Source organism: Acinetobacter sp. A1-4-2 (assembly GCF_040233925.1).
In the GTDB taxonomy this organism is placed as follows: Bacteria; Pseudomonadota; Gammaproteobacteria; order Pseudomonadales; family Moraxellaceae; genus Acinetobacter.
Genome location: NZ_CP157981.1, coordinates 1,518,250 through 1,533,487, shown reverse-complemented (window position 1 = coordinate 1,533,487; position 15,238 = coordinate 1,518,250). Strand labels below are relative to the sequence as shown.

Genomic DNA, 15,238 nt, shown 5'->3' with positions numbered 1-15,238 from the left:
AAATATAAATAAAGATAAATAAAATAACGAGAATCACATGTTTTATACCGTTTTAGCTTATCTCTGGCAGTATGTGACCCATCCCAAAGCCATTATTGCACTATCTGTATTAGTAGCATTGTTGTCTTCTTATCATACTATTCCGCGAAATATTTTTTGGGCATTGTTTGCAGCTTATATTTTAATCATTATCGGCTATGGCATTTATAGACTGGTGCAAAAAAAACGCCATATTCAACAGGGTGCAGTGCTTGCAGAAGCAATTGAAAATAATACACAAGCGGAATATGATAAGCAGAAAAATATGCAAGACTTACAGTTGATTAGCCAACAAATGAAAGAATCGATCCAGATGATTCGCAAATCAAAGTTGGGGAATCAAAAAGGCAACGCAGCTTTATATGGATTACCTTGGTATATGGTGATTGGCAATCCTGCTGCAGGTAAAAGTTCAGCAATTTATCATTCGGGTCTCAAATTTCCGTTTGAAAATTCCCATCAAAAAAGTGTTTCTTCTGGCCTGAGCGGGACACGGAATTGTGACTGGTTTTTCTCTACCGAAGGGGTATTGCTGGATACTGCTGGGCGTTATTCCGTTTATGCTGAAGATCAAGCTGAATGGTTAGGCTTTTTAAATTTATTAAAGAAAAGCCGTAGTCAGGCACCTGTTAATGGTTTAATTGTGGTGGTCAGCATTGCAGAACTGATCAGCCAAAGTCCTGAACAATCCATAAAACTGGCTAAAAATTTAAGAGCACGCATTCAAGAGATTACGGAACGTTTAGAAATATTTGCCCCCATTTATGTTGTGTTTTCCAAAATGGATTTGATTGCAGGATTTAGCGAATTTTTTGAATGTTATGATGTCGATGAATTTGATCAGGTATGGGGTGCGACCTTAAAATATGAGCCAGATTCCATGCAGAATGTAATGGCACTTTTTGAACAGCATTATGCTGTTTTATATGAAGGTTTAAAAGGGTTAAGTACCACACATCTTAGCCGACGTCATAGCCAGAATATTTCTCCCAGTGTAATGACATTTCCTTTAGAGTTTAAAAGCTTAAAACCGGTACTGAAAACTTTTATAGGGACTTTGTTTGAAGATAATCCCTACCAGTTTAAACCTGTATTTCGTGGCTTTTATTTTACCAGTGCCTTACAACAGGGTGTTATTGAAAGTCCAATGACCCAGCAAATGGTCCAGAATTTTCAATTATCACCAAGCTTAAATAGTGAAAATCCTGTACCGGGTCATTCAGTTTCACAGCATCATGGTTACTTTTTGAAAGGTCTATTTTCAGATGTGATTTTGAAAGACCAGCATCTGGTTAAACAGCATATTAATCCTAAACGCAAGAAACAACGCTACTTTGCTTTTATTGCGGCCTTGCTGGGGATTTCCATAATATTAAGCTTGTGGATCTGGTCATATCGAAATAATCAACAGCTGATCACCGATGTTCAGGCCGATTTAGACAAGGTCTTACAGTTGCAAAAGCAATCAGGCCAACAACTCTCTACACAGCTGAATGCTTTGCTGATTTTACAGGAGCGTATGCAACAACTTGATCAGTTTGAAGAAAATCAACCTATTCAGTTTGGTTTTGGACTGTATCAAGGCAATACATTGCGAGAAAAATTACAAGGCGAATATTTAGCGGGAATTAAACAACTGCTTTTGCAGCCAACCCAGCAGAATATTGCGCAGTATTTACGGCGTATAAAAAGTAATGAAGCTACTTTAAAAGCCAATCATGTCAATGTAGAAATAAAACAAGGAGTGAAAACTCAGCAATATCTAGACCCTTCCGAAATCAATCCGCAAGATGCTTATAACGCTTTAAAGGCTTACTTGATGCTGAGTAATCCTCAATATATGGATTCAAGCCATTTAGGTGATCAGCTGACACGTTTCTGGCGTCTCTGGTTGGACTCAAACCAGGGGAAAATGCCACGCGGTGAAATGATCCAGAAAGCCGAGCAAATATTATCCTATAGCATTACACTGGCAAATGATCAGAAATTTCCTGTGCTTGAAGCTGATTCTTTGCTGGTTGACCAGACCCGTCAGGTTTTGCTGGCTGTCATTCGCGGAATGCCTGCACGGGATCGCGTATATAACGAAATTAAAATGCGTGGTGCAGTGCGTTATCCTGCTGTAACGATAAAACAGCTCGTTGGGGAAAATAACCAAAATACCGTACTGGGAAGTTATGCCTTACCGGGCATGTTTACTTATAAAGCCTGGAATGAATATGTAGAAAAAGCCATCGATGATGCTGCGAACCATCCAACCGATAGCAAGGATTGGGTGTTAAATAGTACTCAATCGGATGATCTCACCTTTAGCGGTAGCCCAGACCAGATTCGTAAGCAGTTAACTACATTATATAAACAGCAATATATCGCTGAATGGCGCAAATTTTTAAATGGCATTTACTATGCAAAAGCCAATAATTTTAACCAGCAAACAAAAAATATGGAAATCTTGGGTGAGCCAGAAAATTCACCTATACGTACCATTATTGAGCGAGTGACTAAAGAAACCAGCTGGGATAATCCAATGGTTCATGCAGAGCTGGCTACACCGAAACCCGGTTTCATGGCCTGGTTTAAATCGAAAATTTTAACCCGGGATGAACCTAAAGTTGCGCAACAGGCATCAAACCAAGTCCAGGGCATCATTGCAAAAGAATTTCGAATGTTCTATCAACTGGTTCGTAAACGTGATGATCAACAAAATAAATCTTTATTAGATGAATACATGCAATCATTGGCGCAGGTGAGGAGCAAGTTCAATGATCTTAAAAGTGCAGGGGAGATTGGTCCCGCAGCCATCATTTTAGTCAAGCAAACAATTAATGATCAGAACTCTGTTTTTAATCAGAGTCAAAAAATGATTGATGAAAAAATGACTGTTGGCTTGAATGAGCCGGATCAGCAGGTTTTACAAAAATTATTGATGAGCCCATTAACTCAATCTTTTGATTGTTTATTGATTCCTGCTCAACATGAAATGAATAAATTATGGATGATACAAGCTAATCAACCGTTTACCGCTAACTTAAGTCAAAAATATCCATTTAATCCTTCTGCGAGCTTACAAGCAACTCGTCAGGAAATCAGTCAGATTTTAGGTGAAAACGGCAGTATTGCACGTTTTGTCAAAGAGAATCTCGATCCACTGATCATTCGTCGTGGTTATCTATTAACGTCTAAAACCTGGAAAGATTTGGGGATTAGTCTAAATCCACAATTTGTGATGAATTTCCAAAGTTATGTTGCTCCTAATAATGGCATGGCCACGGGTGAATTGAATCAAACAACGGTAACAGCTGCAGTCAATCAATCAAATTTCCAGTTTTATCCATTAGAAAATCCACAACTGCTTTCTTATACCATTGATATTGATGGTCAAAGAATGGTTTACGAAAATGGCATTCAACAATGGGTGAATTTTGTCTGGCCAAATCAAGGATCTATGCCTGGCGCACGTATTACAGTGGTGGATTTACAAGGACAAACGCATACCATTTTTGATGAACCGGGTGAGTATGGTATTAATCGCCTCATTGATCATGCACAGCGGACTCAACGTGGCAATAGTTTTGAGATGATCTGGAAAGACCAGCAAAACCCTAGTTTAGCTGTGAAAGTAAATTTCCGTTTGATTAGTGGTAATTCAGGACAGATTGGCTCAAGTCGCGGTTATAACGGCATGCAACTGGTTGATCAGATCGTAAATGATAAATCGGTTCGTGTTGTTTCAGCACAGACAGCTCCAGTACCTGTAACTGTGGTTAAAACAAATACAACTGCTACCTTGACAAGTATGAAGAGTGCTGGAGCTACACCATAATGAATAAAATGATTATTGATTCTTATTTAGTAGAACAAAATGCAGGATTGCTGCTCTAGAACAGGCTTTATAAGCCCATTTAAGTCTTAGCCAAGGTATGGACCTGTTTAGACAAACCTTTTTTAGTGAATAGAATATTATGAAAAAAAAATATATTAAAAATATTTCTCAGCACTTTTTTTTAATTTTAAGTTTATCTGTAGTGGTTCATGCGGAAATGGTTGTCATTGAGGGAACAGTACCCAATGAAGCAAGTAAACAGGTAATTTTAACTAAAATGTACCTTACGTATGGGCAAGAAAATATTGTAGATAAGATTCAAGTTCGTGCTGTTACTGCGCCTAATGGCTGGAGTAATACGATTGCTCATGTCATTACCGAGGATTTAAAGAAAGTCAAACAGGGAAAACTGAGGGTACGGGGTACGCAGATGGATTTATCCGGGAAAATGAGTAATCCTAATGACATTCAGCCGACGACTACAAAATTTCAAAGTCTTGTATCTGCTCCTTATCACTTAACTACACGATTATCAGTCAACCAAGCTGAACAGCAAATGATTGATGCTGCATTAAAACACCGTATTATTGAATTTGAATCTGCAAGTGCCGTGCTAACTGCATCAGGTACAAAAATTTTAGATGAAATGTCAGTAGCATTAAAGAAAGTGGGTGGCAAAAAAGTGAGGGTGATTGGTCATACGGATAGCTCTGGGGATGCAAATAAAAACCTGATTCTAAGCCAACGGCGTGCAGCAGCAGTTAAAAACTATTTAATTGGGAAAAATATTGCAGCTGAAAATTTAACCGCAGAAGGTTTTGGTTCAAACCAACCTGTTGCTGACAATATCACTGCAGAGGGACGTCGGAAAAACAGTCGTATTGAGTTTGAGGTTCAATAGATGTTTCCCATAAGTCCTTTGTATTTCTCTCTAAGCTTGGTTTTAAGCAGTGCTTTAAAATCAAGCACATGAAAAAAATAAAGAGGGTGTCAAAAATGATGAAAGACGTTTAATAAATGATTGTATTTAATATTCTATGGAATAAGGAATAGGTCATTTCCTTATGCATTTTTATGCTCAAGTATCCTGAATTCTACGCCAGGGTTTTGCCTGTTCAATTTCATAGGCCAATTCAATTAAAGTTTTTTCATCCCCAATATTGGCAGAAAGTTGCATGCTAATCGGTAAGCCATCCACTTGTGTTTGTCCCATTGGAATCGACATGCCAGGAGCACCCACCACATTTTGAATTGGAGTAAAAGTAACGTAATTTTGAATCCGATCAAATAATTGATCAAAGGGAAGCCTAGGCGATAGATAACCAATTGGTGGGGTTGTATGCGCTAACACGGGTGAAAGGAGCACGTCATACTGGTTAAAAACCTCTTGATACTGTTGCTGCATTTTTTTTAAGCGATATAAAAATAACGGTGTCTTGTAAAAGTTCTTTTTGTAGAGTCCGGCAAGTCCCACCGTTAAATTATCCAACTGTTTAACATTGAATCCAGCCCCGAACGCCTTTTTGCCAAAAGTTTGCAGCATAAATGATAAAAAACCCCAATATTCACTAAAATCATCGACAAAGCTAATGGAGATAGGTAACTGGAATTCTTCAACATGATGCCCCAAATCTGAAAGTAACTTTGCAGTTTGGTGGAGGGTAAATGACGTTTCCTGATCAATTTGACCTGTGATGGATTGAGTAACCAGACCAATGCGTAAACGGCGCTGGATCGGCTGTTCAATTAAGCCGATTTTAGGCAGTTTTTTATTATAAAATCTTTGCTCCATACCAGCATAAAAATAAGCGGTATCCCGGACACTACGGGTAACCACACCTTCACTAATGATATTGATGGGTAAAGAACGCGCTGCATCACTATCAAAAGTACGACCGCGACTGGGTTTAAGACCAATCAAACCACAACAGGCAGCGGGGATACGAATTGAACCGCCACCATCATTGGCATGCGCAATAGGCACTGCACCTGAGGCAACCATTGCAGCAGAACCACCGGAAGATGCCCCGCAAGAATAGTCCGTATGCCATGGATTGAAAGTCGCACTGCCATCTTTAAACTCGGTGGTAGCATTTAAACCGAATTCTGGCAGGGTGGTTTTGCCTAAAACCACAAAGCCCTGATCTAAAAATTGTTGACTAATTTTGGGATTAATTAATACGATTTTACCATTTACTGCTTTAGAGCCATGATTGGTTGCAAGGCCCTGATAATCGGTATTGTCTTTAAAAAAGAAGGGAACACCGGCAAAAATTCCTGTTTGTTTGAAACGTGGTTTTGCTAAAGCACGCTCAAAACATTCAAGCTGAATTGCATTGAGATACGGATTGACGCGTTGTGCACGTGCAATTGCCGCTGTAGTGACTTCCTGTACAGAAGCCTGTTTATCGCGAATTAATTGTGCGATACCCACGGCATCTAGATCTGACATTACATCATTATCAAATGCATGAATACGTTTAGAATTTTGTGATTCCATATCATTATAGCCCCATATTTCCCAATATTTTTGTTTTTCATTTGGTCTTAATAGAGATCAGCATAACAAGACAGCGCTGATCAAAATCATTTTACAACATAGTCATGACAATACTCACTGTCAATTTAAACTATTAATCTATTATAAATTTTTGCAGCGTAGCAATGACCTGATCAAGTGAATGCTGAACTGAATCTGACCATGCAAATGAACAGTTTATTCTTAAATAATGCTGTTTTTGTGCGGTGATATTAAAAAGCTGGCCCGGTGCAATGCCAATTTGCTGTTGGATCAGGACTTCATAAATACACATGCTATCTACATTTATAGGCAGTTTAAGCCATAAAAAATAACCACTTGGATGATATTCAACTTTACATCTGGCTGGTAGATTTAACTCTAAATATCTATAAAATAACAATTTATTGTGCTGTAAGTTTTTACGCAAACTACGCAGATGCTTTTCATAATGAAAGTTCGACAAAAATTCCACTAAAGCAGTTTGTAATAAAGAATTGACCGAAATAGTGCTCATTAATTGCAAGTGCTGAATATGCTGTGAGTATTTTCCTGCATGTACCCAACCCACCCGAAACGTCGCACCTAAGGTTTTTGAAAAAGAAGAGCAGTGCAGGACTAAGTTATTTTGATCATAATAGGTCATGGGTAAAGGCTTTTTATGCCCGAAATACATTTCCTCATACACATCATCTTCAATCATATGAACTTGATATTGATGTAATAATTTTGAAATTTGAAACTTTATATCTTCTGAAACGGTAAAACCTACCGGATTATGGCTATTTAGCATGAACCAGCAGAGTTTGATCGGATAGGTTTTTAAGATATGTTCAAAAGCTTCCAGGTCAAATCCATGTTTGGAATGTTCAGGAATAGTGACCACTTTTAGGCCTAAGCGTTCAGCTGCTTGCCAGGCACCATAAAAAATATTTTGCTGCAGGATAATATAGTCACCAGGTTTGGCAATCGCTTGTAAGGCCAGGTTTAGTGCATCCAAAGCACCAGATGTAATGACAATGTCATCAGGGTCGGTGGGTATACCTTGCATACAATAGCGTTGGGCAATCAGTTTGCGTAATGAAAAATTTCCTGGGGGCAAACTATCAATGGCATCATAACTTTTTTTATTACGTGCGATTTGCCCCATAATTTGCGTTAGTTTTTTGGAATAGACCAAATCACTGTCCGGAAATGCCGAACCAAATGGAACGATGTGTTCACCTTGAATGGATTTGAGATATTTAAAAATTAATGAATTGATCTCAATATTGGAATTGAGAGAAACAATTAAAGGTGCATTATGTTCATGGTCTGCATATGTATTTGCAATGTAGTAGCCAGATTTTTCTTTCGCATAAATTAAACCTCTAGATTCAAGCTCTTGATAAGCATTCATCACTGTAATCAGGCTAAAACCGGAAAGCTGCACTTGTTCACGTAAAGAAGGGAGTTTTTCATGGGCTTTCAGTGAGCCACTTTCTATCAATTGTCTTAATTGATGAGCAAGCTGTTCTGACTTATACATATTAAAAGATGACTGATGAAAAGTGACTGTATATAAATATAGCGATATTTAATTAATATTAAAGTATTTTTATAACAGATTTTTAAAAAATACTGATCTGTTATAAATTTTATAATTGATGTTGTATCTATTAAGTTTAAAAGAATTTGCGATACTGGCGAACACTTCATGCAAACGTGTGATGAAGGTAGATAAAATGTTGAAATGGAGTGACAAATGTTTGAAATATCGCAACTTAATTTGATCCATCAGTTGCTGTCAGGATACGAAATTTCTCCGCAGGTTAAAAGATTACTTAAGCAAAAATATTTGAATGTTGAAGCCACAGTATTGAGAGCAAAAAAGCTTAGAGAGATAGAGAAAGCAGGGCAGATTGTGATCCTGCAAGATCCTATTACAGAGCATATTGAAGATTTAGCCTATTTATTCTCACCATTTATATTGTCGAATCTGAATCATAAGGTGATTTATCATACAGTTAAAAATGAACAAAGTTTGAGCATTTTGTCGCGCTATTATCAGGCCAACCAGAGCAACCTTAGCTTTAATTTTGATGAATTATTGGATAGTCTGGGGCTATCTTTACAATTAAATGATGAAGAAATGACTCAAGAAGATTCATTTTATCTAAATTTAATCAATAGTTTATGTAACTCAAAAGTATCTAGAATAATTTGTATTACGCGTTTAGATATCAATCTGGAGCTGATTAATCTAATCGCTCATTTTCTGCATGTACAGATTCAAATCATCACACTGGAAAATCAAAATAAATACATAGATATAAGTAAAATCAACATGTTACAGCTGTTATTTAAAAACAAAAATGATGAATATATACAACTTTGTACAAAGCTTTCTAAAATTAATGGTAAATTACTGAAAATATTAGATTTATATAGTCTTGATCAAGCGCAATTACTGGTAGATGATATGTTTTATTCCGAGCATATTTTTGAAAAGCTTTCAGTCTATGGTGAATATATGCAAACTAAAATTCAATATCATTAAACTAAAAAAGCAGCATTTTTGATGAAAATATGCTGCTTGATCATAGCTGTAGTTATGGCTGTGATTATGTAGCAATTAGGGAAGATATGAATTATCGGCGCCAACTACGAATGCGACACCGATACAGAATAACAAAGCATAAATTCCAAACCAAATAATGGCTCGCTTGAAAGCCTTATCTGAAATTTCACTGTCAGCGTATTTTTGCTGCTTTTTTGGCTCTTGATTGTTCATCAGCTATCTCAATTTATTTATCTGTTAGATTGATTATTGACGATACAACAGCGTATCTATAGATACAAAAAAGTGAAATATTTATATAACAGTTATAGATACCTGGATATCAAACCGTCTGCTTCGATAATCTTAAAGGTGCGTATTCTAAAAGCGGACATTTCTACTTTGGGCTTACAAACTGATTTCGTATAATGTATATTATGTTAAATAAGATATCCAAGATTGCGCCCTACATAACTCAGCCGTTGGCGCAACTTCACTGGAGAGATTCACAACAATATTAATCTCTCCAGTGAAGTATCCTAAGTAACATAATATACGTTATGCCGAAATCCGTGAGCTTTGGATGTTTGTATTTTTATTGTGGAAGCTAATTTATAAACGTCCACTTCACTTTTATAAGCAACTCACTTAAGGATCACAAAGAGCTTTAGCCAAAAATGAAATGATACCAACCTGACCAAACAAACATTTTAAAAGCAAAGATCAAAGCAAGAATCAAAATTTGCATAAGCATAAACAAATACATTAAATCATCTTTTGTAATCATTTAAAGAGGTTGTGATGCAGGTTGTATTTGTTGTTGGGGGTGTTGTGAAGGTTGAACCTGAAATTTATTTTTCAGTTTTGCAAAATAATCAAAAGGATGATCCTATCTATAGTTCCTGTCGATAAAAGTTAATTTTGAAATTGTGGTAATTTTTTAAGTTTTTTTCATTCTAAGAGTTAACTAGTCAAAAGAAGGAAATTCTAATATTAACTAGTCATGTAATTTTATGTAAATAAATTTAATTAAGAAAATTTAAATACTTATTGAATTATTCATTCTAATAATTAGGTAGTCATTGCAAAAGTTAATTTTGAAATTTTCAGCAGAAATTAAAGCTAAAAGTGAAATCGCTAAAACGATTGATATTTTTGCATGCCTAGCCAATAGCAATAAGGATGAATTCCCTCATTGCACTTATGACTTGGTGGGTAAGATAATGGATAGGATTTTAAGATAAAAAATCAAGTTTAATGATTTGATGAATCACTTTGAATACGACCATCCACCAGATTGATGGTGCGATCACAGGTCGCGGACAGACGTGGATCATGCGTTACCAGCAGTACAGCACAATCACGTTCGCGATGCACTTTACGGAACAGTTCAAACATTTCTGCAGCCGTCTGGGTATCCAGATTCCCTGTAGGTTCATCAGCTAATAATAGCGCTGGTTCCGTAATCAGTGCCCGGGCAATCGCCACCCGCTGTTGCTGCCCTCCCGAAAGTTCATTCGGTTTACGATCCGCAAACTGTTCAAGACCGACTGCTGCAAGCAGTTCACGCGCTCGCTCCAGTGCCTGTTTGTCCGGCTTGCCATGTGTCAGCATTAACGGCATAAGTACATTGTTTAAGGCAGTAAAAGCCTGAATAAGATGATGAAACTGAAACACGAAACCGATACTGTTGCCGCGTAGCGCAGTACGTCCGGCATCATCCATGCGACTGGTTGGCTGACCCAGCAAATACAGCTCACCGCTGCTAGGTTTATCCAGCAAACCTAAAATATTCAATAAGGTACTTTTACCGGAACCGGATGGACCAATCAGCGCAGCAAAGTCATTGCGTGCGATACGCAAATCGATTCCATGCAATACTTCAACTTCATTGGGCTGCCCGATATTATAAGATTTATGCAGCGCTTCTAGGCGCAGTACTTCCTGAGACTGATCAGACATGACGAATCGCCTCTACAGGGTCCAATGCTGCTGCCCGGCGCGATGGTATCGCAGCAGCCAGTACGCCAGTCAGCGTAGCCAGTAACAAGGCCAGTATTACCAGATTGATCGAAAGAGGAATGTAAAACAGACCCGGGCCAAAGGTGTTGAATATCCATACCAGTCCATAACTGACCGCACTGCCTAAAACCGAACCCAGCAGGCCAAATATTGCGCCCTGAAACAGGAAAATTCTTAAAATTTGCAACTGGGTCGCGCCAGTCGCGCGTAAAATACCGATTTCCCGGGTACGCTGCACCACGCTGACCGACATGACACTGGCAATTCCAAATGCCACAGAAATTGCCACAAATATAATAATCATATTGGTCGACAGGCTCTGAGCGGTAATTGCATTCATGAGCTGAGCATTGGTTTTAATCCAGCTTTCGGCTTTTAATGAGGTCAAGCGTCCTATCTGTGCAGCAATATTATCTGCCTCAAAAATATCTGAAATGGTTAGGTCAATCACTGTAACTCCACCAGGTAAACTGAGTAAGGACTGTGCCTGTTTCAAGTCCAGATACACATAGCGCGCATCCAGTTCGCGTACCCCAAGTTCAAAGATCCCTGCCACATTGACCAATGCACTATTCTCCCGCCCCGTATCCAGCCGTAACTTACTTCCTACCTGCACACCCAGATCTTTGGCGAGCTGACTACCAATGAGTACATCGTCAGCGCCGATGCGTAACTGGCCACTCAGCAGATATTCTTTCAGCGGGATGATCTGTTGATAGCGCTCCAGATTGATACCCACCAAGGCAACCGATTGAATGGCATCCCCCCGTTGCACAAAGGCCGGCCCGGATACCACCGGAGATACGGCGGTCAGTACCGGCAACTGATCTAAAGTCTCAGTAATCTGCTGCCAGTTGTTGATCGAGCGTAGCCGCTGTGCCCGCTTGTCTTCCTGCAATAATTGTACCGTCCCTGCAGCAGGCGGCACAATCTGGTTCACCTCATCCGGTGACAGCAAACGGATATGCGCCTGAGTACCCAAAGTACGTTCGACAATATTCGACTGCAATCCTTGAATTAAAGCACTGATAAAAATGATGACAGCCACACCCACTGCAACACCCACAGTAATCATGATGGACTGTGCACGGCCTTCACGCAAAAAACTGATTGCGATTGTCCATTCTGTCCAAAGCCGCCCGAAAAAGTTTTTCAATCGAATTTCACCGGTAATTCATTTTTACTATCTGTATCATCAGCCTGATGATTCCAAGGTGTTTTTTGCTGTTTTAAGCGTACCCTCGCACCCTCTGTTAAGGAGGATTCGGCATCGGCCAGCACCTGATCACCATCACTTAAACCTGAAACCACTTCTGACATCGCCAAGCCACGTAATCCTAAAGTAACTTGACGATGCTGTATTTTTCCATCATGTACCAATAGCACACTGGCCTTATGGCCTTTGATACTGCTTAAAGCATCATTCGGAATAGCCAATGCCCGTTCTCGTCTGTTGGTCTCGACATTCACCGACACCGTCATATCCTGACGCAGAAAATCAGGCACCGGATCGACGGCTAAGCGAACCTCTACCGTACCACGCTGCGGGTCAATGCTTGGGGCTATAAAATTGATCCGGGCCGGAAAAGCTTGATCCGGATAGGCATCAGAAATGACCATAGCCTTTTGCTGTAAAGCAAGTTGCGGTAAATTTCGCTCATCTAAAGGCACCCGAATTTCTGTATTGCCCTTCAATGCGATGCTAAATAAAGTCTGACCCGGTTGGATCAGATCACCCGGTTCCACATCCAGAGTGAGTACCGTACCGGTGACTGCAGAGCGAATTTTAGTTTTGGCCAGTTGAGCCTGGGCTGCAGCAAGTTGCTCACGAAGCTTGGCTTCCTCGACTTGACCCGGTGCCAATGCTGCTGTTTTTAGACGTACTGTTTCAAAATTATTGCGGGCGACTCTTTCCGCTTGCACGGCCTGTTCTATTTCTTCTGCTGAGAGTATGCCAGCTTCTAGATTACGTCTGCGTGCTGCTTCCCGACTGGCCTGTTCCAGCTGGGCTTTGGCAGTGGCCAGTTCTGCTACTGCCTGTGGACGCCGGCTGGTTGCGAGTTCGGTCAGAGCCACTTCGGCTTGTCGTACCTGTGCAAGCAGTTCATCCGATTTTAGGACGAGCAGTAAATCACCAGGCACCACCTGATCACCTTCTTGCACAAACCGCTCAAGAACGACACCGGTAATTTCGCTGCCCACCTGAGCACGTGATACGGTCGCTACACGGCCAGTCGCTACCACATTTTGCACCAGAGGCCTGTATGTCAGGGTATATCCTGGTAACACAGGTCCCTGCCACCATCGAAATAGAGCATAGCTTACTGCAAGTATGAGCAGCAGGATGATAATCACAAATTTATAGCGAACAACGCGCAATGAATCTCTCCAGTTCAGCTTAAGAGCTTGGTACATCTAACAGCAAGTACTGTTGCTCTGTAGAATTGTATGCTTCAACTTGTTATTGACAATAAGATTTTTTGAAAAGCCTCATGAAATTAAACCATTACACTATGGTAGCGATCGGCCTGTTGTGAATTGGCTAGGATTCAAATGAGTCATATAAAGATAAACGAAAAATAACCCCGCTTACACCTATTTCCGTATTTTTACTACTTTAAAATTCATAAGCCAGTTTAACTTAAACGGAAGGGTCGCCCAAATTCAAGATATCTCTATTGATCTTTTGATAGACCTTATTGTGGCTATGCACTAATTTTCACTATGCGAAATTCAATAATAGAAAATGAGGATCTGTTGATAATTCGTCTATATTTGCGAGTGCAAGTATTTTTTAGAGGATGTGAGGCAAGAAATACTAAATTTAGTCATTCTAAACGAGTGGTTCACAATGAGGTAATAGCAAAAAAGATCTAGTCCATGGCTGTGCTTTGTTCTGGCTCAGGTTTTGATTCTCAAATGATCACAATATACATATAAAAATAGACCCCTTACTATGTAGTGCATAATAAGAGGTCTTTATTTAGGGGACTATTAGAAGTTATAGATTGCAACTGCATTTAAGCGGTTGTCTTCACCTGTCTTGCTAGCAAAAGTTTCACGTTCACCATAGACATATTCAAGACCAAAACTCAAAGGCTTGGTTGGGCTATAAAAAACATTTGCCCAAGCTTGCCAGAGGTCTTTATTGGCTGTAGCTGCACTTCCTGGAGCATCCAGATAATTTTGATCTTTATCAAAAGTCATATAGCCGTAGCCCAAAGTGCCATGTAATTTGTCACTAAATTTTTGGGTAACACCTAGCATAATAGAATCAAATTCGTTTTGTACAAGACTACCATCTGCTTCTACAACAACACCTTTATTGGCAAATGATACGAAGCTGCTATCGCCTTTAACATGGTAATAATCTGCTTTTAAGGTGGTACCAGGTACGACATCATACTTTGCACCTACACCTACTCCCCATGCCATTTCTTCTTCAGAATTGATACGCTTTTCATGACCCATGGCACGTACGCTGACATTTAAGTTATCTGCAAATTGATGATTTAAACGTGCGGTTAACGCCGGTAAACGCTGAGTGATCACCTTATCAGTGACCAATTTATCTTTAGGATCTTCAGCAGCTAATACCAAATTGGTTTGTGGATTAAATTTGGCGGTATAACGCACTTGTGGTGTACGTTTCACAGCACCACCAACGTATGCATTTGCATCAATAGTTTCTGGCATATAATCCGGTACTGCAAAGTTTGACCAGGTTTGCCCCAACAGCCAGTTACCATAATTTACATAGGCATGACGGATACGCAGATTATCGAAGTTAGCTCCACCCAAAAAGTCGACTTCAATTTTACCTTTGACCTCTTGCTCAGCAGCCTGAGTTTTAAAATCAAGGCCTAAACGCGTTGCAGATAAAGTCGAGCTTAAACGGTCGCTATTTCCGGCAGTACCTTCCAGTGCCACGTTATTGATCTGGTTATATGGCCAATCGATAGGACCGCCATCAACCTTATAAGAGGCATCTAAACGCACATTACCATATAAATTAAACTCGGCGCCTTTGGCAGTTTTTAATACAGGGTTCGCTGGCACAGTTGCTGCAGTACGTTGTACGTTAGCAATTGCTGTTGCAGTTTGTGCATTCTGTACTTTTTGCTGCTCCACCAAACTACGTAAAGCTTGAACTTCCTGTCTAAGCTGTTCAATTTCATTTTGCTGCTGGGTTTGTGCTTGCGCTGCAACACTCATTCCTCCCATGCTTAATGCAATCATGCTTATCATGAGCGTACGCTGCATATTTGGTCGAACCGTTGTTGCTTGTAAATCAGTT

The 15,238-nt window shown here is 39.6% G+C and carries 10 protein-coding genes; 3 read left to right on the top strand and 7 right to left on the bottom strand.

The features are described 5' to 3' along the window. Positions 1-37: 37 nt before the first annotated feature. Together tssM and ABJ384_RS07590 are read left to right on the top strand one after the other, a co-directional pair. Positions 38-3,862, top strand: a complete 3,825-nt coding sequence (gene tssM / locus ABJ384_RS07595; protein WP_349926490.1) for a type VI secretion system membrane subunit TssM — start codon at positions 38-40, stop codon at positions 3,860-3,862. A gap of 139 nt (positions 3,863-4,001) precedes the next feature. Beyond that, on the top strand, positions 4,002-4,763 hold the full coding sequence (locus tag ABJ384_RS07590) for an OmpA family protein (protein ID WP_349926489.1): 762 nt from the start codon (positions 4,002-4,004) through the stop codon (positions 4,761-4,763). A gap of 177 nt (positions 4,764-4,940) precedes the next feature. Here ABJ384_RS07590 and ABJ384_RS07585 read toward each other — a convergent pair whose 3' ends face one another. Together ABJ384_RS07585 and ABJ384_RS07580 are read right to left on the bottom strand one after the other, a co-directional pair. Next, positions 4,941-6,362, bottom strand: a complete 1,422-nt coding sequence (locus ABJ384_RS07585) for an amidase (RefSeq protein ID WP_349926488.1) — start codon at positions 6,360-6,362, stop codon at positions 4,941-4,943. Between the two features lie 133 nt (positions 6,363-6,495). Continuing rightward, entirely contained in the window at positions 6,496-7,908 is a 1,413-nt protein-coding gene (locus ABJ384_RS07580; RefSeq protein ID WP_349926487.1) for a PLP-dependent aminotransferase family protein, read from the bottom strand. 216 nt (positions 7,909-8,124) lie between these two features. Here ABJ384_RS07580 and ABJ384_RS07575 point away from each other — a divergent pair, with 216 nt between their 5' ends. Beyond that, complete coding sequence (locus ABJ384_RS07575) at positions 8,125-8,919, top strand: hypothetical protein (RefSeq protein ID WP_349926486.1); 795 nt, start codon at positions 8,125-8,127, stop codon at positions 8,917-8,919. A gap of 75 nt (positions 8,920-8,994) precedes the next feature. On the opposite strand, the gene ABJ384_RS07570 is transcribed toward ABJ384_RS07575, so the two are convergent. The 5 genes from ABJ384_RS07570 to ABJ384_RS07550 all read right to left on the bottom strand — a co-directional run bounded on the left by ABJ384_RS07570 (position 8,995) and on the right by ABJ384_RS07550 (position 15,204). Next, positions 8,995-9,153 carry a hypothetical protein gene (locus ABJ384_RS07570; RefSeq protein ID WP_165493301.1) on the bottom strand — a complete coding sequence of 53 codons (159 nt, stop codon included), beginning with the start codon at positions 9,151-9,153 and terminating at the stop codon, positions 8,995-8,997. Between the two features lie 1,020 nt (positions 9,154-10,173). Then, positions 10,174-10,881 carry an ABC transporter ATP-binding protein gene (locus ABJ384_RS07565; RefSeq protein WP_180042553.1) on the bottom strand — a complete coding sequence of 236 codons (708 nt, stop codon included), beginning with the start codon at positions 10,879-10,881 and terminating at the stop codon, positions 10,174-10,176. After that, on the bottom strand, positions 10,874-12,097 hold the full coding sequence (locus tag ABJ384_RS07560) for an FtsX-like permease family protein (protein ID WP_349926484.1): 1,224 nt from the start codon (positions 12,095-12,097) through the stop codon (positions 10,874-10,876). The genes ABJ384_RS07565 and ABJ384_RS07560 overlap by 8 nt, the downstream gene beginning before the upstream one ends. Continuing rightward, on the bottom strand, positions 12,094-13,320 hold the full coding sequence (locus ABJ384_RS07555) for an efflux RND transporter periplasmic adaptor subunit (protein ID WP_349926483.1): 1,227 nt from the start codon (positions 13,318-13,320) through the stop codon (positions 12,094-12,096). Before ABJ384_RS07555 ends, ABJ384_RS07560 begins: the two co-directional genes overlap by 4 nt. A gap of 615 nt (positions 13,321-13,935) precedes the next feature. Beyond that, positions 13,936-15,204 (bottom strand): DcaP family trimeric outer membrane transporter, encoded by a 1,269-nt coding sequence (locus ABJ384_RS07550; protein ID WP_300046262.1) that lies wholly within the window; start codon positions 15,202-15,204, stop codon positions 13,936-13,938. Between the last annotated feature and the right edge of the window lie 34 nt (positions 15,205-15,238).